25 protein-coding genes are annotated in these 24,234 nt (G+C 66.0%); 13 read left to right on the forward strand and 12 right to left on the reverse strand.

Features of this window, described 5'->3' with window-relative positions:
- Positions 1 to 37: 37 nt before the first annotated feature.
- The 4 genes from HH302_RS16485 to HH302_RS16500 all read right to left on the reverse strand — a co-directional run bounded on the left by HH302_RS16485 (position 38) and on the right by HH302_RS16500 (position 1,993).
- Positions 38 to 358: a YqjK family protein gene (locus tag HH302_RS16485; protein WP_172203342.1), complete on the reverse strand. Its 321-nt coding sequence runs from the start codon at positions 356 to 358 to the stop codon at positions 38 to 40.
- Positions 358 to 744, reverse strand: a complete 387-nt coding sequence (locus tag HH302_RS16490; RefSeq protein WP_172203343.1) for a phage holin family protein — start codon at positions 742 to 744, stop codon at positions 358 to 360. Before HH302_RS16490 ends, HH302_RS16485 begins: the two co-directional genes overlap by 1 nt.
- 41 nt (positions 745 to 785) lie before the next feature.
- Positions 786 to 1,097, reverse strand: coding sequence for a YqjD family protein (locus tag HH302_RS16495; protein ID WP_172203344.1), 312 nt, complete (start codon positions 1,095 to 1,097; stop codon positions 786 to 788).
- Between the two features lie 95 nt (positions 1,098 to 1,192).
- Positions 1,193 to 1,993, reverse strand: coding sequence for an exodeoxyribonuclease III (locus HH302_RS16500; RefSeq protein ID WP_172203345.1), 801 nt, complete (start codon positions 1,991 to 1,993; stop codon positions 1,193 to 1,195).
- Positions 1,994 to 2,069: 76 nt separating this feature from the next.
- On the opposite strand from HH302_RS16500, the gene pyrE reads away from it, so the two are divergent.
- From pyrE to HH302_RS16550, 10 genes are all read left to right on the forward strand, one after another.
- A complete protein-coding gene (gene pyrE / locus HH302_RS16505) occupies positions 2,070 to 2,717 on the forward strand; it encodes an orotate phosphoribosyltransferase (protein WP_172203484.1) in 648 nt (215 codons plus the stop codon).
- Positions 2,707 to 3,330, forward strand: a complete 624-nt coding sequence (locus tag HH302_RS16510) for a hypothetical protein (protein WP_172203346.1) — start codon at positions 2,707 to 2,709, stop codon at positions 3,328 to 3,330. Before pyrE ends, HH302_RS16510 begins: the two co-directional genes overlap by 11 nt.
- A 50-nt stretch (positions 3,331 to 3,380) precedes the next feature.
- A complete protein-coding gene (locus HH302_RS16515; RefSeq protein ID WP_172203347.1) occupies positions 3,381 to 4,667 on the forward strand; it encodes a hypothetical protein in 1,287 nt (428 codons plus the stop codon).
- A gap of 52 nt (positions 4,668 to 4,719) precedes the next feature.
- Positions 4,720 to 5,106 carry a hypothetical protein gene (locus tag HH302_RS16520; protein WP_172203348.1) on the forward strand — a complete coding sequence of 129 codons (387 nt, stop codon included), beginning with the start codon at positions 4,720 to 4,722 and terminating at the stop codon, positions 5,104 to 5,106.
- A gap of 29 nt (positions 5,107 to 5,135) precedes the next feature.
- Positions 5,136 to 6,398: a hypothetical protein gene (locus HH302_RS16525; protein ID WP_172203349.1), complete on the forward strand. Its 1,263-nt coding sequence runs from the start codon at positions 5,136 to 5,138 to the stop codon at positions 6,396 to 6,398.
- Positions 6,364 to 6,837, forward strand: a complete 474-nt coding sequence (locus tag HH302_RS16530; protein ID WP_172203350.1) for a hypothetical protein — start codon at positions 6,364 to 6,366, stop codon at positions 6,835 to 6,837. Before HH302_RS16525 ends, HH302_RS16530 begins: the two co-directional genes overlap by 35 nt.
- Before the next feature lie 130 nt (positions 6,838 to 6,967).
- Positions 6,968 to 9,067, forward strand: coding sequence for a molybdopterin-dependent oxidoreductase (locus HH302_RS16535; RefSeq protein ID WP_172203351.1), 2,100 nt, complete (start codon positions 6,968 to 6,970; stop codon positions 9,065 to 9,067).
- Positions 9,064 to 10,842 (forward strand): DUF885 domain-containing protein, encoded by a 1,779-nt coding sequence (locus HH302_RS16540; RefSeq protein ID WP_172203352.1) that lies wholly within the window; start codon positions 9,064 to 9,066, stop codon positions 10,840 to 10,842. Before HH302_RS16535 ends, HH302_RS16540 begins: the two co-directional genes overlap by 4 nt.
- 30 nt (positions 10,843 to 10,872) lie before the next feature.
- Positions 10,873 to 11,667 (forward strand): TIGR00266 family protein, encoded by a 795-nt coding sequence (locus HH302_RS16545; protein ID WP_172203353.1) that lies wholly within the window; start codon positions 10,873 to 10,875, stop codon positions 11,665 to 11,667.
- Positions 11,668 to 11,792: 125 nt separating this feature from the next.
- A complete protein-coding gene (locus HH302_RS16550; RefSeq protein WP_172203354.1) occupies positions 11,793 to 13,775 on the forward strand; it encodes an acetoacetate--CoA ligase in 1,983 nt (660 codons plus the stop codon).
- Here HH302_RS16550 and HH302_RS16555 read toward each other — a convergent pair.
- From HH302_RS16555 to gatC, 8 genes are all read right to left on the reverse strand, one after another.
- Complete coding sequence (locus tag HH302_RS16555) at positions 13,767 to 14,195, reverse strand: GNAT family N-acetyltransferase (RefSeq protein WP_172203355.1); 429 nt, start codon at positions 14,193 to 14,195, stop codon at positions 13,767 to 13,769. The genes HH302_RS16550 and HH302_RS16555 overlap by 9 nt on opposite strands.
- Positions 14,196 to 14,390: 195 nt before the next feature.
- Positions 14,391 to 15,548, reverse strand: coding sequence for an ABC transporter substrate-binding protein (locus tag HH302_RS16560; RefSeq protein WP_172203356.1), 1,158 nt, complete (start codon positions 15,546 to 15,548; stop codon positions 14,391 to 14,393).
- 334 nt (positions 15,549 to 15,882) lie between these two features.
- The gene (gatB, locus tag HH302_RS16565) at positions 15,883 to 17,343 is read right to left on the reverse strand and encodes an Asp-tRNA(Asn)/Glu-tRNA(Gln) amidotransferase subunit GatB (RefSeq protein WP_172203357.1); all 1,461 of its coding nucleotides are present in this window, start codon (positions 17,341 to 17,343) and stop codon (positions 15,883 to 15,885) included.
- A 57-nt stretch (positions 17,344 to 17,400) separates the two neighbouring features.
- Entirely contained in the window at positions 17,401 to 18,003 is a 603-nt protein-coding gene (locus HH302_RS16570; RefSeq protein WP_172203358.1) for a hypothetical protein, read from the reverse strand.
- The gene (locus tag HH302_RS16575) at positions 18,000 to 18,629 is read right to left on the reverse strand and encodes a LysE family transporter (RefSeq protein WP_172203359.1); all 630 of its coding nucleotides are present in this window, start codon (positions 18,627 to 18,629) and stop codon (positions 18,000 to 18,002) included. Before HH302_RS16575 ends, HH302_RS16570 begins: the two co-directional genes overlap by 4 nt.
- A complete protein-coding gene (gene gatA / locus HH302_RS16580) occupies positions 18,626 to 20,098 on the reverse strand; it encodes an Asp-tRNA(Asn)/Glu-tRNA(Gln) amidotransferase subunit GatA (RefSeq protein WP_172203360.1) in 1,473 nt (490 codons plus the stop codon). The genes HH302_RS16575 and gatA overlap by 4 nt, the downstream gene beginning before the upstream one ends.
- Positions 20,099 to 20,125: 27 nt before the next feature.
- Entirely contained in the window at positions 20,126 to 21,112 is a 987-nt protein-coding gene (locus HH302_RS16585; protein WP_172203361.1) for an aldo/keto reductase, read from the reverse strand.
- 13 nt (positions 21,113 to 21,125) lie between these two features.
- A complete protein-coding gene (gene gatC / locus HH302_RS16590) occupies positions 21,126 to 21,413 on the reverse strand; it encodes an Asp-tRNA(Asn)/Glu-tRNA(Gln) amidotransferase subunit GatC (RefSeq protein WP_172203362.1) in 288 nt (95 codons plus the stop codon).
- Positions 21,414 to 21,646: 233 nt separating this feature from the next.
- Here gatC and HH302_RS16595 point away from each other — a divergent pair, with 233 nt between their 5' ends.
- The 3 genes from HH302_RS16595 to mreD all read left to right on the forward strand — a co-directional run bounded on the left by HH302_RS16595 (position 21,647) and on the right by mreD (position 24,233).
- Positions 21,647 to 22,690 carry a rod shape-determining protein gene (locus tag HH302_RS16595; protein ID WP_172203363.1) on the forward strand — a complete coding sequence of 348 codons (1,044 nt, stop codon included), beginning with the start codon at positions 21,647 to 21,649 and terminating at the stop codon, positions 22,688 to 22,690.
- A gap of 105 nt (positions 22,691 to 22,795) precedes the next feature.
- Positions 22,796 to 23,710 (forward strand): rod shape-determining protein MreC, encoded by a 915-nt coding sequence (mreC, locus tag HH302_RS16600; protein WP_172203364.1) that lies wholly within the window; start codon positions 22,796 to 22,798, stop codon positions 23,708 to 23,710.
- A gap of 1 nt (position 23,711) precedes the next feature.
- A complete protein-coding gene (gene mreD / locus HH302_RS16605; RefSeq protein ID WP_172203365.1) occupies positions 23,712 to 24,233 on the forward strand; it encodes a rod shape-determining protein MreD in 522 nt (173 codons plus the stop codon).
- Position 24,234 lies beyond the last annotated feature (1 nt).

Raw genomic sequence — 24,234 nt, forward strand, 5'->3', positions numbered from 1 at the left:
GATCAAGCCGGCCGGCCCCACCCAGGCAAAGGCCGGTTCAACGACGCTCGATGCGCTCGATCAATCCATCGAGCCGATCGCGATAACCGCGATAGACCTGCCACAGCGACCACGCCTGGCCGGCGTACTTCAACAGTCGGGAGGGGCGACGCACGGCCAGCACCGCGGCTGCGACGAGGACGATGACAGCCCCATGGCGGCGCGCCCAGCTGGCCGCTGCAACCACCTTGTCGGCGGCGCCAAAGGCCGGTGCCAGGGCACCAAGATCAGCGACCAGCCTCGCGCGTTCGCGACCGGAGCGCTCGACCAGTTCAGCGCGCCGTAGGGCCAGCCGCGAGGCCAAGCCGGTCGGCGCCATCAGTCGTGGCGCCCACGCAGCGCATCGCGGTCGCGCTCGAGTTCGGCGATGCTGTCCTTGAACAGGCGGGTGCCGCCTGCGAGTTGCCGTTGCGCCTGCGTGGCCGTCCAAGCGGCGAGGCCCAGGAAAAGCAGTGAGTCCACCCCAAGCGCCAGCAGGCGATGGCTGTCCCACAGCCATACGGTCACGAAGACCGCCAGCGCAAGCAGGCCAAAGCCGGTAAACAGCGCAGCCAGGATCAGGTGAAAGAGCGCGGTTCCAAGCCGCAGCCCTTCCTCTTCAACCTCGACTGCAAGCAGCGCGAGCCGGGTCTGCGCCGTACCGAGCGCCGCATCGCCGAGCCGGCCCAGTCGCTCGGCGATTCCGCCACCTTCGTCACCGGCCATTGCGGCCTCCCGCTTGTGTGCGTCGCACCTCAGTCATGCAATCAGCGACGGCCCGCAAGCAAACCCACCAGGAAACCGACTCCAGCGGCGATCCCGATCGACTGCCAGGGGTTTTCGTGCACATAGTTGTCAGTGGCTTTGGCGACTTCCTTGGCCTTGGCAACGGCTGCGGCCTCAAATTCGCCCACCTGGGCCCGCGCTGAGGCAAGGCGTTCACCCAGGCGACCACGTACGTCGGAGAATTTCCCCGAGGCGTCGTCAGCGGTCAGTTTCAGGAGCTGCTCGGCGTCGCTGATCACCAGCTTGAAATCCGCGATCATCTTGTCGCGCGTGGCTTGCGTCATCTCGCTCATGGCTGTCTCCGGTAGCGGTCACAACGATTGCGGCGCCCGCCGCAATCCTGCCCCAGCTTACTCCCGGCGCGTCATGCGCGGCAATGCCGGGCGCATCACACCTGCAAGGCAAGCTCGTAGTCGACCGTCAGCGGCGCATGATCGCTGAAGCGTTGATCCTTGAAGACGATCGCCTTGCGTGCCAGCGCGGCAATACCCGGCGTGGCGATCTGGTAGTCCAGGCGCCAACCGACGTTCTTGGCCCAGGCTTGCCCACGGTTCGACCACCATGTGTAGCAGGCGTCGGTCGTATCGGGGTGAAGGCGTCGGTACACATCCACCCAACCCTGCTCGTCGAACAGGCGGCTCAGCCAGGCCCGCTCTTCCGGAAGGAAACCGGAGTTCTTCTGGTTCGACTTCCAGTTCTTCAAGTCCGCTTCGCGGTGCGCGATGTTCCAGTCACCGCAGACGATCACCTCGCGCCCGCTGGCACGCAGGGTGGCCATGTGCGGCAGGAAGACATCCATGAAACGGAACTTCGCCGCCTGACGCTCTTCGGAACTCGAGCCAGACGGCAAATACAGCGAGATCACCGAGAGGGGGCCCATCGCAGTCTGCAGATCGATCTGAAGGTAGCGACCCTCCGCGTCGAACTCGGCTTGCCCCAGCCCTTCCACCCAGCCGGTGGGTTGCGCGCGCGAGAACACGCCCACGCCGCTATAGCCCTTTTTCTCGGCGCAATGCAGCCGCGCATGCCAGCCCGCGGGCGAGCGCAGGTCTTCAGCCAGATCGGCTTCCTGCGCCTTGATTTCCTGAAGACACACGAGGTCGGCGTGCTGTTCCGCGAGCCATTCGTAAAATCCTTTGCTGGCAGCGGAACGGATGCCGTTGAGGTTGAGTGTGATGACGCGTAACATCGGCGGGGCCATTTGTCGGAATATTTTACGAACTGACAGGCGCGGCAAAAGCGCCAAAACTGAAATTAGGACCACTGTGGATTTTAGCCGCGATTTTCTTGCCCTCGCCGTCGCAAAAGGCGTTCTGCGTTTCGGTGAATTCAAGACCAAGGCAGGCCGTCTGTCGCCCTACTTCTTCAATTCTGCACTGTTTGACGACGGCGCATCGTTCGGACAGCTCTGCGGCTACTACGCCGATGCGGTCGCCAGCTCGGGCATCGCGTTCGATACGCTGTTCGGCCCTGCCTACAAGGGCATCCCGCTGGTGGCGGGCACCGCGATCCGGCTCGCCGAGCGTGGCCACAACGTGCCGTTCTGCTTCAACCGCAAGGAAGCCAAGGATCATGGCGAAGGCGGCACGCTGGTCGGGGCACCGCTCAAGGGCCGCGTGCTGGTGCTCGACGATGTGATTTCGGCCGGCACTTCGGTACGCGAATCGGTCGAGATCATTCGTGCCCAGGGCGCTGAGCTCGCCGGCGTGGTGATCGCGCTGGATCGCATGGAGCGCGGCACCGGCGCGCTCTCCGCGGTACAGGAAGTGCGCAGCCAGTTCGGCGTTCCGGTCGTCGCCGTCGCCACCCTGGTCGACCTGATTGGCTACCTGGGTAGCAACCCTCAGCTGACAACACATCTCGATGCCGTGCAGGCCTATCGTCGCCAATGGGGCATCGGCGATGCGGCCTGATCGGCTGCTTCTGCTCCTCTCGCTATTCGCCGCGTCGGCGGCCAATGCCGCCGGCGAACGCGTGTTCTGCTGCGAGGACGGTGCTGGCCACAAGGTCTGCGGCGACCCATTACCACAGGCTTGCTACAACCGTGCGTACAAGGAAATGTCGCGCAGCGGCGTGACCAAGCGCGATGTGGAAGCCCCGCTGACGCCCGAAGAGCGCGCCCGCAAGGCGCTCGAAGACAAAGCCCGGCGCGACGCGGAAGCGCGTGTCGCCGAGCGCCAGCGGCGCGACAAGGCACTGCTCGAAAGCTACAGCTCGGCAAGCGAAATCGAAGCGCGGCGGGACCTGACCATGCAGGGCGCCACGCAGGAAATCAACAACCTGCGTCGTCGCGAGCGTGAGCTCGTCGCCGAACGCAAGTCACTCGACACCCGCATCGCCGCATTGAAGGGCAAGCCCGCCCCGGCGGGCTTGCGCGAAGACATCACGGCCACCGATTCCGAACTGGCCGCGCTGCGCAGCGTAATCGCACAGAAGACACGCGAGGCGGATCTGATCCGTCAGCGCTTCGACGACGACCGCGCTCGCTTCATCGAATTGACCAGCGGCAGCACGACGCCCCGCTGACCCCTCGTCCGCGACCATGAGGGTCGCGACGATCACCGCTCAAGTTTGCCGTGCACCATGCCGTAAGCATCGACATGGCCATGCAGCCTTACGCCCTCCTCTTTGCCTGCTGCATCGCATGCCCGGTGACGGCCCAGGCAGTCGAGGTGTCGTCCGAAACGGCAGGCGAACTGCGCTTGAACGGCTTCGCAACATTGGTTGCCACACGGGCCGACAGCGGCGGTGCGGCCGACTACCGTAGCGCGAACTACCTGAGCGCAGGCTCGGACCGGACCCGCGAGTGGGACTTCCAGAACGATTCGATCCTCGGCCTGCAAGCCTTGTGGTCGCCGCCGGTATCCGGCGTCACCGTCGTCGCGCAGGGCGTACTCGCGAATGACACGCACGACGACTTCAAGCCGCGCATGGACTGGCTCTTCGTCGGCTGGCAACCATCGGACGCGGTAAAGATACGTGCCGGGCGAACCCCGTTCCCCGCGATGATGGATTCCGAGGTGCGCTGGCTCGGTCATGCACGACTGACCACCACGCCGCAGCCCGAGACCTATTTTCATCTGCCGATGACGTCGCTTGACGGTGCATCGCTGCGCTGGCGCCACGACATCGAGGGTCGCTACCTGCAACTGCGCGCCGGCTTCGGGCAGACGGACTTCGACACCGCGTCGCGGACCGGCGTTTCTTCAGTCGATTTGCGTCGTGTCGCGGCCGGTAGCGTCGAACTGGGCGGCGAGGTCTGGCGGGCCTACCTCGGCGGCTTCCGCACCCAGGCAAGGGTGCACTCGGCACCGCTGGCGTCGCTGCATAACGCACTCGCCGCATTGGCACCCAGCCAACCCGTCGCGGGCGAAATGGCGGCGGCCTACCCCACTGATTGGTTCCCGGTTTCGCAGGTCAGCCTTGGCTTCGAATACCTCGGCGCGCCGTGGTCATTCAAGACCGAGGCGGTGCGGCGCAGCTCCGATACCTTGCTGATCTACGCGGTACGGGGCTGGTACGCCGTGGGCGGCTACACGATCGGCGCCTTCACGCCCTTTGTAACGGCCGGGCGCCAATGGCAGAACAGCGATCTGTCGCCGAAGCAATTGCCAACCGGCACGCCCGGCGGCGCGGCGCTGTCCGCCTTCTACAACGCCACGCTGATCGGCCTGGCGCAACGGCGAATCGGCGCCGGCGTGCGCTACGACCTGCCGGGTGGCGCAGCGCTCAAGCTGCAGTACGACCGGCTCAAGCTGGACGAGGCCAACTCGCGCGGCATGTTTGTCAACCCGCAACCCGGATTCATTGGCCGTACCGACCCGATCAATGTGCTCTCGCTCGCGCTGGACTATCAGTTCTGACTCGCTGCGCGGGCTTCTGCTGGCATGTTTGCTGGCGACCTGCGGGGATGTCGTGGCCGCCGATCCCAACGGGGTCGGCGCCATCGCGGTCGTGGTGCGCAGCGATTCATCGATCCGCCTGATGACGCGCGACGAGGTCTACGCCATGTTCGTGCTCGACAGGCGTGGCGACTTCCACCCGATTGACCTGCCCGAGAGCGACCCGACACGCGGCGCTTTCTACATGCGGCTGGCGCAGAAGAACCTAACCATGATGCGTGCGCTTCGCTCGAAGCTGGTATTTACTGGCGCCGGCCGCCCGCCACAGCAACTCGACATGCCCTCGCTGCTTGGCCGCCTGGCCGCTGACCACAAGGCGATCGCGTACCTGCCGGCCGCCGATCTGCCATCCGGCACGCGCAGCGTGGCGATTCTGCAGCCGGACCCCTCGGCGCCCTGAACGACCCCGCATCAAACAGGAGGACCGGCATGCATCGATCGCCACGAGGACGGATCACGCTTGCCGTCTCGGCCGCGCTTGCCGGCCTTGCTGCGCACGGCGCGAGCGCCAGCGATTGGGGTGAGCTGCGCATCGATGGATACGCCACCCTCGCCGCGACACGCGCCGACACCGATGGCTTGGCCGACTTCCGTGCGGCGCAGTTCCAGAGCGTCGGAAGCGGCCGCACCCGCGACTGGGACTTCGCAAACGACTCCAACTTCGCGCTGCAACTGACCTGGGATCCCCCTCTGCCGACGTGGCGCGTGGTTGCGCAGGTGATCGCCGCGAACGACACCTACGACGACATCAAGCCCCGCGTTGATTGGCTGTATGCAGGGTGGGCGCCGCGCGACGACATCCTGCTTCGGCTCGGACGCTACCCGATGCCTTCCGGCATGCAATCGGAAACCCGCTGGGTCGGGAACAGCCGGCTGGAGGTACGGGCACCACTCTCGGTGTACTTCCCGATGCCGCTGACCTCGCTCGACGGCGCGGACCTCAACCTCACCAGCAACTGCGGCGGCGCCCGCGTACGCAGCCGGCTCACCTATGGCACCAGCAAGGTCGATCTGCAAAGCCGCATTGGTGACGCAGCGGTGACGGTACGCGATCTCGTCAGCCTGTCGTTCGATGCTTCACAGGGGCCTTGGCGCGGTTACATCGGCGCCTTTCATGCCGATGTGAAGAACGTGTCGCCGGTATCCAGCCAGCTCAACGCGGTACTGACCCAGGTGTCGGCCAGTTACCCGCCGGCTGGAACGCTCGCTTTCAACTACAACACCGGCTACAACAGCACCTGGCAGTTCGATTTCGGCTTGGAGTATCAGGACGCCCCATGGACCGCGCGTGCCGAAGCGATCTACCGCAAAAGCCCAACCAAGCTCGTAGCGCAGCAGTTCGACTGGTATGCGAGCGCCGGTTACGCAATCGGGCGTTTCACGCCGTTTCTGGCGGCTGCGCAAATCACTTTCGACGACAACTATGGGCCGGAGCCCGTGCCGACGGCACCGCCCGCCGCCGTGGCCGCCGTCCGCGCTTACAACGCATCGCTGACAACGCTGGAAAGCACGATTGTGAGCGCCGGCATTCGCTGGGATCTCGATCGCGGCTTTGTGCTCAAGGCGCAGTACGACAACCATACCCTGGACGGCGCCAAGTCGCGCGGCGTCTTTGCCAACGCCCAACCGGGCTTCGACGGCCGAAACACGGCGATCCATGTCTTCACGCTGGCGCTGGACTACCAGTTCTGACCCTTGGCGTCGCGACGCCTTCTGCCGGCAAGCGGCCGCGCTCGCCCTGATCGCGCTCGGCTGTCTGGCGGCCAGCGCACAAGCGATCGAGGTGGCGATCGTGGTGCGCGCCGATTCAGCGCTGACCGGCCTCAGCCGCGATGACGCCTACGCCATGTTCGTGCTGGACCAACGCCGCGGCTACACGACCTTCGACCTGCCCGATACCGACCCGGCTCGCGAAGCCTTCTACCAGCACCTTGCCGGCAAGAACCTCGCGATGATGCGCGGGCTGCGTGCTCGGCTGGTGTTCTCCGGTCAAGCGCGCCCGCCACGGCAACTCGGCAGCGCAGAGCTGATCCCGCATCTGCTCCACGATCCAAAGGCCGTCGGCTATCTGCCGATCGAACTCGTTCCACCCGGGTTGCGGGTGCTGCTACCACTGGGCGACATCCCTTAGCGCGGCGCGCTCGTCGTAACACGGCAGCACGCCACGCGCGGGCACGACGCACGCGGGTGTGACTCGCGCCCGCCGGAACACATAGAATCTCGCTTTCCGGCTACCCGCCGGCCCCCCCGGAGCGAGCGCCATGAGCGAAATCACCCCCACTGCCGGCAAGCGCGTCGTGCGCGCCGCCTGCCCACACGACTGCCCCGATACCTGCGGCATGCTCGTCACCGTTGAGGACGGTCGCGCAACGAAGATCCAGGGCGCCCCCGATCTGCCGATCACCAACGGCGCGCTGTGCACCAAGGTTGCCTTCTACCTTGAACGCACCTACTCCGAGCAACGCCTGCAGTACCCGATGAAGCGTGTCGGCAAGAAGGGCGAAGGCAAGTTCGAACGGATCAGCTGGGACGAGGCGCTCGACACCATCGCCGCCAAGTTCAAGGCAATTGCCGCGGACGACCCGCGCGCAATCACGCCATACAGCTACGCCGGCACCATGGGCCTGGTGCAGGGCAGTTCGATGGATCGGCGCTTCTTCCACCGCCTGGGCGCGAGCTTTCTCGCCCGCACAATCTGCGCCGAAGCCGGTTTCCAGGGTTACAAGGCAACCATCGGCGCGACGCTCGGCACCGACCCGGAAGCCTTCGCGGATGCGCCCTACATCATCATCTGGGGCGCCAACCCGGTCGTCTCGAACCTGCATCTGTGGAGCCGGGTGCAGGAAGCCAAGCGGCGCGGCGCGCGCGTCGTGTGCATCGATCCGCTGCGCACCCAGACCGCCGAGAAGAGCCACTGGCACCTGCAGCCCTACCCCGGCACCGACGGCGCGCTGGCGCTGGCGATGATGCATGTGCTGGTGCGCGACAAGCTGCTCGACCACGACTACATCCGCGACTACACACTTGGGTTCGAACAACTGGCGGAGCGGGTGCGCGCGTGGACACCCGAACGTGCCGCACGCGAAACCGGGCTCGCCGCCGCCGACATCGAACAGCTCGCGCGCGAATACGGCAGCGCCAAGCCCGCTGCGATCCGCGTCAACTACGGGCTCAATCGCTGCGCAGGCGGCGGCAGCGCAATGCGCGCGATCACCTGCCTGCCCGCACTGACCGGTCACTGGCGCCACGCCGCCGGCGGCGTACTGTTGTCGACCTCCGGCACCTATGCGGTAGACGGCGCAGCGCTGGAACGCCCCGACCTCTACCCGGAAGACCCGCGCTTCCCGCCGCGCACGATCAACATGAGCACGATCGGCGACGAGCTGCTGTATCGCGACGACCCTAAAGTGCGCGCGATCATGGTCTACAACTCGAATCCGGTTGCGGTGGCGCCGGATTCGAACAAGGTGCGCGCCGGTTTCGGCCGCGAGGATCTGTTCGTGGTGGTGCACGAGCTGTTCCAGACCGACACCGCGGACTACGCCGACATCCTGCTGCCGGCGACAAGCCAGCTCGAACACTGGGATGTGCACAAGAGCTACGGCCATCTCAACGCGCTGGCCAACGTGCCCGCAATCGATCCGCTCGGCGAGGCACGGCCCAACACCTGGGTGTTCCGCGAACTGGCGCGCCGCATGGGCTTCACCGAGGCCTGCTTCACTGAGGACGACGAGGCGATCGCGGCGCAGGCCTTCCGCAAGGATCACCCGCGCAACCAGGGCTTCGACTGGGAAACGATGAAGCGCGACGGCTTCCAGCGCATGGCGCTGCCAACGCCGTTCGCCCCCTTTGCCAAGGGCGGCTTCCCGACGCCTTCGGGCAAGTGCGAGTTCTACTCCGCCTCGCTTGAGGCACAGGGCCACGACCCGCTGCCGACCTACGTGCCTCCGCACGAGGGGCCAACCTCCAACCCGGCGCTGGCGGCAAACTACCCGCTCGCCTTCATCAGCCCACCTGCGCGCAACTTCCTCAACACCACGTTTGCCAACATCCCGCGCTTCTTGAAGGCCGAGGGCAAGCCCTGGCTCGACATGCATCCGCAAGACGCCGCCGCGCGCAACCTGGCCGACGGCCAGCGTGTGCGCATCTTCAACGACCGCGGCGCCTTCCACGCAACGTTGAGGGTGGATGCCGCACAGCCCGGTGTCCGCGCCGGCGTGGTCAGCGCGCCGTCGATCTGGTGGCAGAAACTCTCCGGCGACGGTGAAAACGCCAACGCGGTGACCTCGCAAGCGCTCACCGACCTGGGCAACGGCCCGACCTTCTACGACTGCCTGGTGCAAGTGGAGGCCGCAGCGTGAAGAAGCCCGAGATGCGCCATTCGGTCGCCGCCGCGCTGATCGCCAGCCTGTTTGCTGCGGCGCCGCCAGCGAACGCCGATGTGGCGCCGGTTGTGCCCACCAATCCCGCCTCGCGCGCCGATGCGAGCTTCGACACCTTCAAGCAGGGCTTCATCGACGCCCTGCTGACACAAAACCCGGAATGGGCCTTGCAAGTCGGCCAGTATCGCGACGCGCAGCGCCTCGCCATTCCGGACCCCGCGGCAGACCTTGCGTTCGCACAGAAATGGCTCGGGCAACTCGCGCGCCACCCGGTCGGGCAATTGTCCGAATCGAACCGCGTCGACCGCGCGTTGATCGAGAACCAGCTACGCAGCATCCAGTGGTACCGCAGCCAATTCCGCAACCTGGAATGGGATCCGAGCGAATGGAACATCGGCGAAGGCTTCTCGATCCTGCTGACGCGCGACTACGCGCCGCGCGACGCCCGCCTGCTCGCGATCTCGGCCCGTCTCGCACAGGTGCCGGCTTACTACATGGCAGCCCGGCACACAGTCCGTCGCCCGACGCTGGAACACACGCGACTCGCGATCCAGCAAAGTCAGGGCGTACTCGATCTGCTTGGCGCGCCGCTCGAATCGGCGATCAACGACTCGACGCTCGACGAAGCGCGCCTTGCCGAGCTGCGCACGCGCGCGTCGCTCGCGCGGCAAGCGGTGCGTGAATGGATCGCCCATCTCGAAACGATGCTGCCGCGCCTGACGCGCGGCGAGGCACGCAGCTTCCGCATCGGGCCAGCGCTGTATGCGCGCAAGTTCGCCTACGACATCCAGACCGATCTGACACCGACGCAGCTCTACCGCGCCGCGCTGACCGAGAAGGAGCGCCTGCATGCGAAGATGGATGCGCTCGCCGCAACACTGTGGCCCAAGTATTTCGCCGATACGCCGCTGCCTGCCACGCGGCTGGAGCGCATCAGCCAGCTGATCGGCAAGCTCTCGGAACGTCACGTCGCGGCGGCAGACTTCGTTGACGAAGTGAAGCGGCAGATCCCGCAGCTCGAAGCCTGGGTGCGCGATCACGACCTGCTGACGCTGGACCCGGACAAACCGCTGCAGGTGCGCGAGACACCGCTGCACAAACGCGGCGTGGCTGGCGCTTCGATCGATGCCCCCGGGCCTTTCGATCCGGCAGCGACCACCTGGTACAACGTCGATCCGCTCGACAACGAGCCCGCCGCCGAGCAGGAAAGCACCCTGCTCGAATACAACCACTGGATGCTGCAGATCCTCAACATTCACGAAGCGGTGCCGGGCCACTACGCGCAGCTGGTCTACGCCAACCGCTCGCCCAGCCTGGTGAAAAGCCTGCTCGGCAACGGCGCAATGATCGAAGGCTGGGCGGTGTACGCCGAGCGGATGATGCTCGAATCCGGCTGGGGCAACCACGAGCCGGAGATGGAGCTGATCTACGCGAAGTGGGCGTTGCGCGTGGTGTGCAACACAATCCTGGACTACAGCGTACATACGCTGGGCATGACCGAAGCGCAGGCGATGCGCCTGCTGCGCGATGAAGCCTTCCAGCAAGAAGCGGAAGCACAGGAGAAATGGCGCCGTGTGCAGCTCACCCAGGTCCAGCTGACCAGCTACTACAGCGGTTTCGCCAGCATCTACGCGCTGCGCGAGGATCTACGCCGCCGCGAGGGTGAAGCCTTCAACCTGAAAGCCTTTCATGAGCGCTTCCTGTCTTTCGGCAGCGCACCGGTGAAATACATTCGTCAGATGATGTTGCACTGAAGCGGCACGAATCCAAAAGGAGAGACCACCATGGCCATGGATGTTGTGGACTACGAGATCAAGGGCGACGCGATGCAGTTCGTCGAGATCGAACTCGATCCCGGCGAGGCGGCGATCGGCGAAGCCGGCGCGATGATGTTCATGGAAGACGGCATTGAGATGGACACCATCTTCGGCGACGGCTCCAGCGCGCAGCAGGGCCTCTTCGGCAAGCTGATGGGAGCAGGCAAGCGCCTGCTGACCGGCGAGTCGCTGTTCACCACGATCTTCCACAACGAAGGCAGCGGCAAGAAGCGCGTCGCCTTCGCGGCCCCCTTCCCGGGCCACATCGTGCCGGTGGATCTGGCGAAGATCGGCGGCACGCTGATCTGCCAGAAGGATTCCTTCCTCTGCGCGGCGCGCGGCGTCTCGATCGGCATCGCCTTCCAGCGCAAGCTCGGCGCGGGCCTGTTCGGCGGCGAGGGCTTCATCATGCAAAAGCTCGACGGCGATGGCATGGCCTTCGTGCACGCCGGCGGCACGCTCGTGGCGAAGGAACTGCGCGCAGGTGAAACGCTGCGGGTCGACACCGGCTGCGTCGTGGCCTATGAATCGAGCGTGGACTTCGACATCCAGTACGTCGGCCGCATCAAGAGCGCGCTGTTCAGTGGTGAAGGCCTGTTCTTCGCCACGCTGCGCGGCCCCGGCAAGATCTGGCTGCAATCGCTGCCGCTATCGCGCATGGCCAACCGCATCGTGATGGCTGCACCAGCGGCGGGCGGGCAGTCGCGCGAGGAAGGCTCGGTACTGGGCGGCCTCGGCCGCCTGCTCGACGGCGACAACTGATCGCCCTCGATCCGCCGCGCGCTCCGGCGCCGGCGGATCGCGCCAGATAGTCGCCGCAGCGCCTGACGCCACCGTGCCAGTCCGCGCATGATTCGCCGATCTGCATTCATGAACGGAGACGACGGATGGAAGATCTGATCGCCTGGCGCCCTTCCGACGCAATGATCAAGGCCGCACGCATCACCGCGTTCGGCGATTGGCTGGCCCGCGAGCGCGGGCAGCGCTTCGATGACTACGCGCAGCTGTGGCAATGGTCGGTGGACGAACCCGATGCGTTCTGGTGCGCCGTGTGGGACTGGTTCGACATCCGCGCCGATGGGCCGCGCGGTCGCGCGCTGGCTGATGCCGCGATGCCGGGCGCCAAGTGGTTTCCGGGCGTGCGCCTCAATTACGTCGATCAGGTGTTCCGCCACGCCAATGATCAGCGCCCTGCGATCGTGTTCCGCAACGAGGCGGGGGCGGCACGCGAAGTCAGCTGGGCGCAACTGCAACGCGAAGTCGCCGCGCTCGCGGCGTCGCTGCGCGCCATGGGCATCGGGCCGGGCGACCGCGTTGTCGCCTACATGCCCAACATCCCGGAAACGGTCAGCGCCTTCCTCGCTGTCGCGAGCCTCGGCGCTGTGTGGTCGATCTGCTCGCCAGACATGGGCCGCGTGGCGGTGCTGGACCGCTTCCGCCAGATCGCGCCGAAAGCGATGCTGGCCGTCGACGGCTACCGCTACGGCGGCAAGACGCACGACCGACGCGAGCTGGTCGCCGAACTGCTCGCCGAGCTCCCCACGGTGGAACACCTCGTGCTGCTGCCGCAGCTCGATGCAGCGATCGACGCGACGCGCTTCCGTAACGGCGTCAGCTGGGCCAGCGTCACGCAGGGCGATGCGCCGCTCGTCAGCACGCCAGTACCCTTCGACCACCCGTTGTGGGTGGTGTATTCCTCCGGCACCACCGGGTTACCCAAACCGATGGTGCATGGGCAGGGCGGCGTGGTGCTGGAGCATGTAAAGCTCGCCGGCCTGCACCTGGATCTCGGCCCGAACGATCGCTACCACTGGTTCAGCAGTACCGGCTGGATGATGTGGAACGCGCAGATCGCCGGCCTGCTCGTCGGGGCGACGATCTGCATTTACGACGGCAGCCCCGGCTACCCCGATCTGACCGCGTTGTGGCGCTTCGCTGGCGAAACCCGCGTGAGCTATTTCGGCGCCGGCGCGGCCTTCTATGCTTCCTGCCAGAAAGCCGATATTCACCCCGCCGAAGTGGCCAATCTTTCCGAACTGCGCGGGCTTGGCTCGACCGGCTCACCGCTGTCGCCCGAGAACTACCAGTGGCTGTACGACGCGGTGCGCAGCGACATCTGGATCAGCCCGATCTCGGGCGGCACCGATATCGTCAGCGCCTTCGTCGGCGGCGTGCCGACGCTGCCGGTGGTGCGTGGCGAAATGCAGTGCCGCTGCCTCGGCGCGCGCATCGAAGCCTTCGACGAAGCGGGCAAGGCCTTGCATGACGAAGTCGGCGAGCTCGTCTGCACTGTGCCGATGCCCTCGATGCCGCTCTACTTCTGGAACGATGCGGGCAACCGACGCTACCTCGACAGCTACTTCGATGTGTACCCCGGCATCTGGCGCCATGGCGACTGGGTGCGCATCACGCCGCGCGGCGGCGCGGTGATCTATGGCCGATCGGATGCCACGATCAACCGCCACGGCATCCGCATGGGCACGAGCGAGCTGTATCGCGCAGTGGAAGATCTGCCGGAGGTAATCGATAGCCTCGTGGTCGACCTCGAATACCTTGGCCGCGAATCCTACATGCCGCTGTTCGTGGTGCTGAGAGAAGGCGAAACGCTGACGCCCGCGCTCGAATCCGCGATCCGCGAGCGCATCAAGCAGGCGCTGTCGGCGCGCCATGTGCCGAACGACATCTTCCAGGTCGCCGCCATCCCGCGCACGATGTCCGGCAAGAAGATGGAATTGCCGATCAAGAAACTGATGATGGGCCAGCCGCTCGAAAAGGTCGCCAACCCGGACACCATGGCGAACCCGGAAAGCCTCGCATGGTTCGTCGACTTCGCGCGGCAGCGCGCAGCGGCCGGTGCTGCATCAGCCTGAGGTGTAGATGCCGGGCTGGTGGCGCTCCATGTAGCGATCGGGCGCCGCCAGCGCGGTGAAGCCGTAGCGTGCGTAGAGGCCGTGCGCGTCGCCGGTCACCAACACGATGCGGCGCAGCCCCTGCAGATCCGGATGCGCGACCACGGCATCCATCAACTGCTTCGAATAGCCCTGCCCACGGTGAGGCGGCAGCACGAACACGTCGGCCAGATAGGCGAACGTCGCCCTGTCCGTAATCATGCGACCGAACGCGATTTGCGCCTCACCAAGGAAGCCGCCGAAGCACAGCGAATTCGCCACAGCTCGGTCGAAAACCGCCCGCGGCAGCCCCTTCGACCAGTACGCCTCCTGCGACAGAAAGCGATACACGGCGTCGAGATCAAACTCGGCCACTACGGTCGAGATGCGCAGCGCCGTCATGGCCGCCCCCCGACAGCGCTCGCCGTATCCGCGCGCGCCACCCGGCGGTCGACGGCGACCAATCGAATCCCGCCGGCGCTGCAAATGTTGCACCCAGCAATGACAGGCAAGAAGCGCGGCATGGCGGCATCTCCAGAAAAGAAGCTGCATGCTACGGGGCCGCGCCGCGGCGGGACAAGCGGCACGGCTGCCGCGTCAGCGCACCAGCTCGCCCTGCCTGCCGACGATGGCCACCTCGACGAAGCGCGAGCCTTGCCGTGACGCACCGCCAAATGAGATGTCAAAGCCGCCGATGTCGAAGCCCCGCAGCCCCTGCAGCGCTGCGCCCAGGCGCGCCGCGTCGGCATTGCTGCCAGCACGCCGCAGCCCTTCGATCAGCACCTGCGCCGATACATAGCCTTCGAGCATCACGGAATTCACCGTCAGCGCGGCCGCGTCGTCCTCGCTCACGCCGCCCTGCTTCAGATCGTTCACGAAGCGTCGCATCAGCGCTGCGCTGGCGTTTCCCGCCGCTGGCACGGTCTGCGTGACGAGCAGGCCGCGGGCGCGATCGCTGCCCACCCGCTCGGCAATCCAGCGCCCGTCTGCCGACGAGAGCGTCATCATCACCGCGTGGCGCGGATCGCGCTGGTAACTCGCCACCATCGCCGCCACCAGCGTGGGGTCGGTCACCGCGAACAGCACGGCCTGATGCGGCACGCGAAATGCAGCGTCGATGGCGTCGCGCACGTTCGGCAGCTCGCGCACCGCACCGTTGGCCTTGTAGTCGTAGGCGACGCGGGCAACCAGGCGAATGCCATGTTGCGCCGCCAGCGCATCGGCCAGCGCGAGCAGCTCGCTGCCAACCTCGTCGCGCTGATGCACCAGCACCAGTTCGCGCATGCCCGACATCTCGCAGTGCTGGAACAGGGCCTTGATCTCGTCGCGATAGCTGGCTCGGGTCACGAACACTTGACCGGGCCCGGATTCCAGCACGCGTGCAACCCCTGCACGCGGCCCCACTAGAGGCAGGCCGAGCGCCTCGGGCAGGCGCGCTTGCAGTAAGGCCAGGCTGGCCTCGTTGCTGCTCAGTCCGAACAGCGCGATCGGTTTGGTCTGCTCGACCAGCGCACGGATCGCGGCGAGCGCCTTGTCCGGCTGCTGTTCATCGTCCCGCACGACCAGTCGCAGCTTGCGCCCTGCGACGCCACCGCGCGCGTTGGTCGCGTTGAACGCCACCATCGCGCCGGTGCGCAAGTCATTGCCAATCTGCGCGCTGGTGCCGGTAAAGCTCGCCACCTGCGCGACAACCCAGTCACCGGCTGCCGATGTGGGCCCGGCCCACAGCATGCCGATCGTGATCAGCCATGCCACCCATGTCCCTTGCTTCGTCCCCGCCACTCCGCCTCCCGGAAGTCGATCCCCCGGCCGCCCCCGCGGCCGCGGTTGATGCATGCCCCACAGCCATGCCACGGGGAGCGGGATGATAGGCACCGCTCAAGAGCGAAACCGATACCCCTTCCCTCGACGGAATTGCCCTTTTTCAGTGCGCGATGACGACCGCACCGCGAGCCCGCTGCAAGGCCGCTCGCGCTGAGTGCGGCCCCGGACTGTGAGATTGACGGCAGAGGGACGGGCGCCGAAAAGCAAACGGCCGGGCCGCGACTCGCGTCGCGCCCGGCCGTCTGTTTGAGCCGAATGACTGCCGTCAGGCGCCCAGCTTCTTCTTCAGCAGTTCATTGACCTGCGCCGGCGAAGCCTTGCCCTTGCTCGCCTTCATCACCTGACCAACCAGCGCGTTGAAAGCCTTCTCCTTGCCGGCGCGGAACTCCTCCACCGACTTCTGGTTGGCCGCCAGCACCTCGTCGATGATCGGCTCGATCGCAGACAAATCGGTGACCTGCTTGAGGCCCTGTTTCTCGATCGCCTCGTCAGCACTCGTCGCGTCGCCATTCCACAAGGCATCAAAAACCTTCTTGGCGGCCGAGTTCGAGATCGTGCTGTCGGCAATGCGTGCGAGCATGCCAGCCAGCTGCGCGGGCTTGACCGGCGCATCAGTGATGTCGCGGCCTTCCTTGTTCAGACGCGCGGCCAGCTCACCCATCACCCAGTTGGCCGCGGGCTTTGCCGATGCCGCGCCGACGATGGCAACGGTGTCGACGTAGTACTGCGCCATCTCGCGGCTAGCGGTGAGTGTTGCCGCATCGTAGGCGGAGAGCTGGTACTCGCCACGGAAGCGTTCCTGCAGGGCGGCCGGCAGCTCGGGCAACTCACCCTTCACGCGTGCGATCCATTCGTCGGAGATCACCAGCGGCAGCAGATCGGGGTCGGGGAAGTAGCGGTAGTCCTGCGCATCTTCCTTGCTGCGCATTGCGCGGGTTTCGCCCGCATCCGGGTCGAACAGCACGGTGGCCTGCTGGATCGTGCCACCGTCTTCCAGCGTTTCGATCTGGTAGGCGATCTCGGCTTCGATCGCCTCCTTGAGGAAGCGGAAGCTGTTGAGGTTCTTCACCTCGCGGCGCGTACCGAGCTTCTCGGTGCCCTTCTTGCGTACCGACACGTTGGCGTCGCAACGGAAGGAGCCTTCCTGCATGTTGCCGTCCGAAATATCGATCCAGCGCACCAGCGAATGCAGCGCGCGGGCGTAGGCCACGGCTTCGTCCGACGAGCGCATCACCGGCTCGGTGACGATCTCCAGCAAGGGCGTGCCGGCGCGGTTCAGGTCGATGCCCGACATGCCGTGGAAGTCTTCGTGCAGCGACTTGCCGGCGTCTTCCTCAAGGTGCGCGCGGGTCAGCTCGATGACCTTCTCGTAGGCCTTGTCGCCCTCGCCGACCTGCACCGTGATCGTGCCGCCCTGGACCACCGGCAGCTCGTACTGGCTGATCTGGTAGCCCTTCGGCAGGTCGGGGTAGAAGTAGTTCTTGCGCGCGAAGATCGAAGTCGACGCGACCTTGGCACCGATCGCTAGCCCGAAGCGGATCGCCCGCTCGACCGCGCCGCGGTTCAAGACCGGCAGCACGCCCGGCAGCGCGATGTCGATCGCCGAGGCCTGGCGGTTCGGCTCGGCGCCGAAGGCGGTGGAACTGCCGGAAAAGATCTTCGATTGCGTCGAGAGCTGAACATGTGTCTCCAGCCCGATCACGACGTCCCAGTCGGCTCTGCTCATTTCGTGTCTTCCAATCCCGGCGCTGCACTACTTGCAGCGCCGCGTCTCAAATCAGGTTCAGTTACAACGGTTGACCCGCCGGTCGTACAGGATCGGCAGGATGTAATCCATCGTCGATGACGGTTTGCAGTACTGCTCGCAGTTGCTGTAGGCCAGCGTCACCTTGGGGCCCTGCTCCCACATCCGCAAGGTACAGCGGCCGCTGCGCGCCTTCAGCTCGACCGAAGGCATGCGCTGCGTCTGCGTGAAATCGGGCAGCGCAAATTCGCACACACCGCCCAGCGGCGTCGCCAGCCGCGTGCGCAGGTAATGCACATTGCCGTCAGCGACTTCGATGTCGGCCTGCGCGGTGTGGTGCCGTTCGTCGTGCGCCGCGCAGCGGAACGTCACATTGAGCGGCTTGGCTTCCATTGCCTTCTTGGGCCGCCCGACAGCGGGCGCGGCGGGGCTGGGTGGCGTCGGCTTCAGCGGCACCGCGGGCAGCGGGCGATCCGCACCCTTGCCGCTCGGCGCCTTCTCGGCCATCACCGGCGGCTTGGCCGGTTCGAACACTTCGTCCTCACCTTTCTTGCCAACCTTCTCCGTCGCGCAAGATGCCAGCAAGGCGAGACTCAGCGCCACCGCCACACGACGCGCCACCAGCGACACCCGCGCGCTCATGCTGCGCGTTTGAAGTTCGCCAGCAGCAGCCCGACACACACGAACAGACTGCCGAAGAAACGGTTGGTCCAGCGAATGTGATTCGGGTCGCGCAGCGCCGCCAGCACACGCGCCGCGAGCAAGGTGTAGCCGCTCATGACGACCGCGTCGGTGAAGAACAGCGTGCCGGCGCAGATCAGGTACTGCAGCGCCTGCGGCGCATGCGGGTCGATGAACTGCGGCAGCACCGCAAGCATGAAGATGATGCCCTTCGGATTGCTCGCATTGACCAGGAAACCGCGCAACACCAGCGCGCCGCGCGCAGCCGGCACCACCTCACCGGCATCCTCCACCAGCGGCTTCGGCTCTGCCCGCCACTGCTGCACGCCAAGCCAGATCAGGTAGGCGACACCGAACCACTTGATCGCCATGAAGGCCACGTTCGAGGCCGCGAGGATCGCGCCCAGGCCGAGTGCAACGACCAACACCAGCAGCCCGACGCCGGCCTGCAAGCCCAGGATGTTCCAGGCCCCGCGGCGGAAGCCGTAGCGCAGGCCCGCAGTCATGCACGACAGCGCGCCGGCACCCGGCGACAGGCTGATCAGCCACGACGCCGCAAAGAACGCGAGCCAGGTCTCGAATTTCACAGCGCGGGTGCCTTGGTGTGGAAGTCCGTCGCCTGCTGGAAGCGGTGCGCGATTTCGAGCATCCGCGCTTCATCGAAGTAGTTGCCGATCATCTGCAGCCCAACCGGCAGCCCACCGGCACCGAAGCCGCAGGGAATCGACATCGCCGGCAGGCCGGCGAGGTTGATCGCGACGGTGTAGATATCGGCGAGGTACATCTGCACCGGATCGTCCGCCATCTGGCCGATCGGCCACGCGGTGGTCGGGCTGGCCGGCCCAAGCAGCACATCGCATTGCGACAGCGCGGCCTTGAAGTCTTCCGCGATCAGGCGGCGCAGCTTGAGCGCCTGCAGGTAGTAGGCGTCGTAGTAGCCATGCGACAGCACATAGGTGCCGACCATGATGCGGCGCTGCACTTCGCGGCCGAAGCCTTCGGCGCGGCTCTTGCAGTACATGTCCATCAGGTCGCGGTATTCCGCGGCGCGGTGGCCGTAGCGCACGCCGTCGAAACGGCTGAGGTTGGAGCTCGCCTCGGCCGGCGCGATCACGTAGTAAGCCGGGATCGCCAGTTCGGTCTTCGGCAGGCTCACTTCGACGCGCACCGCGCCGAGCTTTTCCATTTCGCGGATCGCGGCTTCGATCGCTTCGCGCACATCGGCGGCGAGGCCCTCACCGAAGTACTCCTTCGGCACGCCCAGGCGCACGCCGGCGAGCGGCTTGGCCGGGTCGGCCGGCGCCTTCGCGAGCAGGCGGGTGTAGTCCTCGGTCTCGCGCTCGGCGGAGGTCGAATCCTTCTCGTCGAAGCCAGCGAAGGCATTGAGCAGGATCGCGCAGTCCTCGGCGCTCTTCGCAAACGGACCGCCCTGATCGAGCGACGACGCATAGGCCACCATGCCCCAGCGCGACACGGCGCCGTAGGTGGGCTTCAGGCCGGTCACGCCGCACAGCGAGGCGGGCTGACGAATCGAACCACCGGTGTCGGTACCGGTGATCGCCGGCGCCAGGCGCGCCGCCACCGCTGCCGCGGAGCCGCCCGATGAGCCGCCCGGTACGCGCGACACATCCCACGGGTTCTTCACCGCGCCGTAGGCCGAGTGCTCGTTGGTCGAACCCATCGCGAACTCGTCGCAGTTGGTCTTGCCCAGCATCACCGTGCCGGCTGCCTTGAGGCGCGCTACGACTGTGGCGTCGTAGGGGCTGACGAAGTTCGACAGGATCTTCGAGCCGCAGGTCGTCAGCACGCCCTCGGTACAGAAGATGTCCTTGTGCGCGATCGGGATGCCGGCGAGCGGGCCCACTGCCCCGGCAGCGCGTGCGGCATCGGCGGCCGCCGCCTGCGCCAGCGCGCCATCACGGTCGACCGTGATGAAGGCATTGAGCGCCGGGTTCAGCGCGGCGATGCGGTCGAGGAAAGTCTGCGTCAGCTCGACGCTGGAAAACTGTTTTGCCGAGAGGCCGGCAGCAAGCTGTTTGAGGCTCAGTTCAAGCACGTTGGATCCGTGTGGCAGTGCCCGCGATCACCAGAGGTGGTGTACCGAAGGCTTGATCAATCGTTCGTAGATATCGCGCACCGCCGCCATCTCGGCCTCGGTGAGCGCACGCAGTCCTTCGACTGCGAGGTTGGCGTCGAGCTGGTCGGGGCGGGATGCGCCCGGAATCACTGTCGACACTTGCGGGAACATCAGCACCCAGCGCAGCGCCCAGAGCGCCAGCGGCGTGTGGTCCGGGAACACCCGCTTGAGTTCCTCGACCGCCTGCAGGCCCAGTTCGTACGGCACGCCCGAGAAGGTCTCGCCCTTGTCGAACGCAGCGCCGTCACGGTTGAAGTGGCGATGGTCTTCCGCGCCGAAGGTGGTCTCGCGGCCGAACTTGCCCGACAGCAATCCGCTCGCCAGCGGCACCCGCACGATCACGCCGATGTCGCGCTTGGCTGCCTGTTCGAAGAACAGCCCGGCCGGACGGTGGCGGAACATGTTGAAGATGATCTGCACCGTGGTCACGTTCGGGTACTCGATCGCCTTCAACGCCTCCTCGACCTTCTCGACGCTGACGCCGAGGTTGAGGATCTTGCCCTCGCGCTTGAGGTCGTCGAACAGGCCGAAGATTTCGGGCCGGTAGAACACCTCGGTCGGCGGGCAGTGCAGCTGGATCAGATCCAGCGCGTCGAGGCCGGTGTTCTTCAGGCTGGCCTCGACAAACCCGCGCAGGCGCTCCACGGTGTAGCCGGCATTCACATGCGGCGAAATCTGGCGGCCGCATTTGGTCGCCACGAACACGCGCTCGCGCCGCGCGCGCACGACACGGCCGACCGCGGCTTCCGACATCCCGGCCGAATACACGTCGGCGGTGTCGATGAAGTTGATGCCGGCGTCGATCGCGCGATTCAGGATCGTCTCGGCGTTGGCGTCCGAAAATGCATCGCCCCAGCGGCCACCGACCTGCCAGGTACCCAGCGCGATCTCGGAAACATCAAAACCGGTCTTGCCCAGCCTGCGTTGCTGCATGGCAGCCTCCCGCTTACTCGATGACCTTCGGAACCAGGTAGAGACCGTCTTCCGCCTGCGGCGCCACCGCCTGATAGGCGTCGCGACGATCGGTTTCCGACACGCGGTCTTCGCGCAGGCGCTGCGCAACGGCCTGGGGGTGATAAAGCGGTTCGACACCGGTGGTATCGACAGCCTGCATGCGTTCAATCAGGCCGAAAATCCCGTTGAGCTTTTCCTGCGAGGCCGCGGCCTCCTGTTCGTCCAGCTCGAGCCGGGCAAGCCGCGCGATGCGGTGAACGTCGTCGTGAGTCAGCGACATGGCCGGAATTTCATTCAAAACAAGGAATTGAATAGGTTATCATAGACCCTTTACCCGCCCTAGCCGGACGGGTGCTGGGCACCGCCGAACGGCGGTTTGCTGCCAAGCGTGGGCTCATTCGCTCGCGGAACGGCCGCCCCGGTTCGCGACATCCGCAACCGGCCATGCGCCACAAGGGCGCACCCCGCACCGCCCCGGGCACACCCCCAGACAAAACACGGATTTACTCAGACATGTTCGGATTCCTGCGTTCCTATTTTTCGAACGATCTCGCGATCGACCTCGGCACTGCCAACACCCTGATCTACGTCCGCGGCCGCGGCATCGTGCTCGACGAACCGTCGGTCGTTGCGATCCGCACCGAAGGCGGCCCGAACGCCAAGAAGACGATCCAGGCCGTCGGTGCGCAAGCCAAGCAGATGCTCGGCAAGACGCCGGGCAACATCACCGCGATCCGCCCGATGAAGGATGGCGTGATCGCCGACTTCACCGTCACCGAGCAGATGCTCAAGCAGTTCATCAAGAAGGTGCATCCTTCTTCGATGCTCGCGCCGAGCCCACGCATCATCATCTGCGTGCCCTGCGGCTCGACCCAGGTCGAGCGCCGCGCGATTCGCGAATCGGCGCTCGGCGCCGGCGCCTCGCAAGTGTTCCTGATCGAAGAACCGATGGCCGCAGCGATCGGCGCCGGCCTGCCGGTGGCGGACGCAACCGGCTCGATGGTGGTCGACATCGGCGGCGGCACCACTGAGGTGGGCGTCATCGCGCTGGGCGGCACGGTGTTCGCCAACTCGGTGCGCGTCGGCGGCGACAAGTTCGACGAAGCGATCGTCAACTACATCCGCCGCAACTACGGCATGTTGATCGGCGAAACCACCGCCGAGAACATCAAGAAGGAAATCGGCTCGGCCTTCCCGGGCTCCGAAGTGCGCGAAATGGAAGTCAAGGGTCGCAACCTGGCCGAAGGCATCCCGCGTGGCTTCACGATTTCCAGCAACGAGATCCTCGAAGCGCTGGCCGATCCGCTCAACTCCATCGTCTCGGCCGTCAAGAACGCGCTCGAGCAGACCCCGCCGGAACTGGGTGCCGACATCGCCGAACGCGGCATGGTGCTGACCGGCGGTGGCGCGCTGCTGCGCGACCTCGATCGCCTGCTGATGGAAGAAACCGGCCTGCCGGTGATCGTCGCCGATGATCCGCTGACCTGCGTCGTCCGCGGCTCGGGCATGGCGCTCGAAAAAATGGACAAGCTCGGCAACATCTTCGCCAACGAGTAAGCTCGCCGCGAAGCAAGCCACTTGGCAGCGCGCGCGTGAAGCGCGCGTTGCCCGTTCACCCCACGCCGCAGGCTTTCCGCACGCGAACCGAAGCGCCCAGACACCATGTCCGTCGTCGGTCACCAGCCTCCTCCATTTTTCAAGCGCGGCCTGCCAGCCTCTGCGCGGCTCACGCTCTACCTTGTGCTGTCGATCGGTCTGCTGGTCGCGGATTTGCGTTTCCGCTATCTCGAAACCGTGCGCCACGGCGTCACGGTGCTGACCTATCCGCTGCAGATCGCTGCTTCAACACCGGCCGAGTGGGCGAATCGGACCTACGACTATTTCTCGTCGCTCAGCAGCCTGCAGAGCGAGATCAAGAGCCTGCGCGCCCGCGCGCTGGATGATGCGAAACGGCTGCTACGCCAGCAGAGCCTGGAAAACGAGAACCATCAGCTGCGCGAGCTGCTCGCGATGCGTGAGCGTGTCGGCGCCCGCAGCATCGCCGCCGAAGTGCTCTACACCGCGCGCGATCCGTTCGCACGCCGTGTGATCATCGATCGTGGCGAGCGCGACGGCATCGAGCGCGGACTCGCGACGATCGACAACGCCGGCGTGGTCGGCCAGGTGACCCGCGTGTTCCCGCTGCAAGCGGAAGTGACGCTGCTGACCGACAAGGACCAGGCGATTCCGGTGAAGGTCGTGCGCACCGGCCAGCGCGCCGTGATGTTCGGCGCCGGCGGCGGCATGCTCGAACTGCGTTACCTCGCGGCCAACGCGGACGTCGAACCCGGCGACGTGGTCGTTACCTCGGGGCTTGATGGAATCTACCTGCCCGACCTGCCGGTCGCGAAAGTCGTGAAGGTCAATCGCGACGATGCACGCGGCTTTGCACGCTTCGTCTGCCAGCCGGTCGCCGGCATCGAACGCAGCGGTGCCGTGCTGGTGATCGGGCGCAACGTCAAGCCACTCGAAGACCCTACCGCCAACGATCCGGCCCCGGCCGCAACCACGCCGGGCGGCCGCCCGAAGAGGAAGTGACATGCAGCCGACGCACCGCTCCAGCCGAATCCTGCTGCCGGTCCGCATGGGCTGGGTGTGGATCACCCTGTTCCTCGGCCTGACCCTGAATCTGGTTCCTACCCGCGCACTGCCGGGCGTGCCGGACTTTGTCGCACTGGCACTTGCCTTCTGGTGCGTGCGCGAACCGCTGCGCGTCAACATGGGCGCCGGCTTCTGGCTCGGCCTGCTGACCGACATCGGCTACGGTTCGGCGCTCGGCCAGCATGCGCTGGCCTATGTGCTGCTCGCCTTCATCGCGAGCACGATGAGCCGCCGCCTGCTGTGGTTCCCGCCCGCGGCACAGGCACTGCAGATGGTGCCGCTGTTCCTGATGACGCAGATCGTCATGCTGGTGGTGCGCCTGATCGCCGGGGCGGAATTCCCGGGTTGGGAGTACTTCTTCACCACCTTCACCACCGCGTTGCTGTGGTTCCCCGCGCACTTCGTGCTGCTGCTGCCGCAGATGCAGCCGATCGAGCGCGACCAGAACCGTCCGCTCTGAG

Origin of the sequence: Niveibacterium sp. COAC-50, assembly GCF_013184235.1 — a bacterium.
GTDB classification, from domain to species: Bacteria; Pseudomonadota; Gammaproteobacteria; order Burkholderiales; family Rhodocyclaceae; genus Niveibacterium; species Niveibacterium microcysteis.

What these genes read in the sequence shown, in the direction of transcription:
- HH302_RS16525 (WP_172203349.1), top strand. Translation starts at nt 5,136, where the DNA reads ATGCATCGATCGCCACGAGGACGGATCACGCTTGCCGTCTCGGCCGCG.
- HH302_RS16585 (WP_172203361.1), bottom strand. Translation starts at nt 21,112, where the DNA reads ATGCAGCAACGCAGGCTGGGCAAGACCGGTTTTGATGTTTCCGAGATC.
- HH302_RS16500 (WP_172203345.1), bottom strand. Translation starts at nt 1,993, where the DNA reads ATGTTACGCGTCATCACACTCAACCTCAACGGCATCCGTTCCGCTGCC.
- gatC (WP_172203362.1), bottom strand. Translation starts at nt 21,413, where the DNA reads ATGTCGCTGACTCACGACGACGTTCACCGCATCGCGCGGCTTGCCCGG.
- HH302_RS16530 (WP_172203350.1), top strand. Translation starts at nt 6,364, where the DNA reads ATGTCTTCACGCTGGCGCTGGACTACCAGTTCTGACCCTTGGCGTCGC.
- HH302_RS16545 (WP_172203353.1), top strand. Translation starts at nt 10,873, where the DNA reads ATGGCCATGGATGTTGTGGACTACGAGATCAAGGGCGACGCGATGCAG.
- mreC (WP_172203364.1), top strand. Translation starts at nt 22,796, where the DNA reads ATGTCCGTCGTCGGTCACCAGCCTCCTCCATTTTTCAAGCGCGGCCTG.
- HH302_RS16495 (WP_172203344.1), bottom strand. Translation starts at nt 1,097, where the DNA reads ATGAGCGAGATGACGCAAGCCACGCGCGACAAGATGATCGCGGATTTC.
- HH302_RS16555 (WP_172203355.1), bottom strand. Translation starts at nt 14,195, where the DNA reads ATGACGGCGCTGCGCATCTCGACCGTAGTGGCCGAGTTTGATCTCGAC.
- HH302_RS16595 (WP_172203363.1), top strand. Translation starts at nt 21,647, where the DNA reads ATGTTCGGATTCCTGCGTTCCTATTTTTCGAACGATCTCGCGATCGAC.
- gatB (WP_172203357.1), bottom strand. Translation starts at nt 17,343, where the DNA reads ATGAGCAGAGCCGACTGGGACGTCGTGATCGGGCTGGAGACACATGTT.
- HH302_RS16485 (WP_172203342.1), bottom strand. Translation starts at nt 358, where the DNA reads ATGGCGCCGACCGGCTTGGCCTCGCGGCTGGCCCTACGGCGCGCTGAA.
- HH302_RS16570 (WP_172203358.1), bottom strand. Translation starts at nt 18,003, where the DNA reads ATGAGCGCGCGGGTGTCGCTGGTGGCGCGTCGTGTGGCGGTGGCGCTG.
- HH302_RS16535 (WP_172203351.1), top strand. Translation starts at nt 6,968, where the DNA reads ATGAGCGAAATCACCCCCACTGCCGGCAAGCGCGTCGTGCGCGCCGCC.
- HH302_RS16510 (WP_172203346.1), top strand. Translation starts at nt 2,707, where the DNA reads ATGCGGCCTGATCGGCTGCTTCTGCTCCTCTCGCTATTCGCCGCGTCG.
- HH302_RS16550 (WP_172203354.1), top strand. Translation starts at nt 11,793, where the DNA reads ATGGAAGATCTGATCGCCTGGCGCCCTTCCGACGCAATGATCAAGGCC.
- HH302_RS16490 (WP_172203343.1), bottom strand. Translation starts at nt 744, where the DNA reads ATGGCCGGTGACGAAGGTGGCGGAATCGCCGAGCGACTGGGCCGGCTC.
- mreD (WP_172203365.1), top strand. Translation starts at nt 23,712, where the DNA reads ATGCAGCCGACGCACCGCTCCAGCCGAATCCTGCTGCCGGTCCGCATG.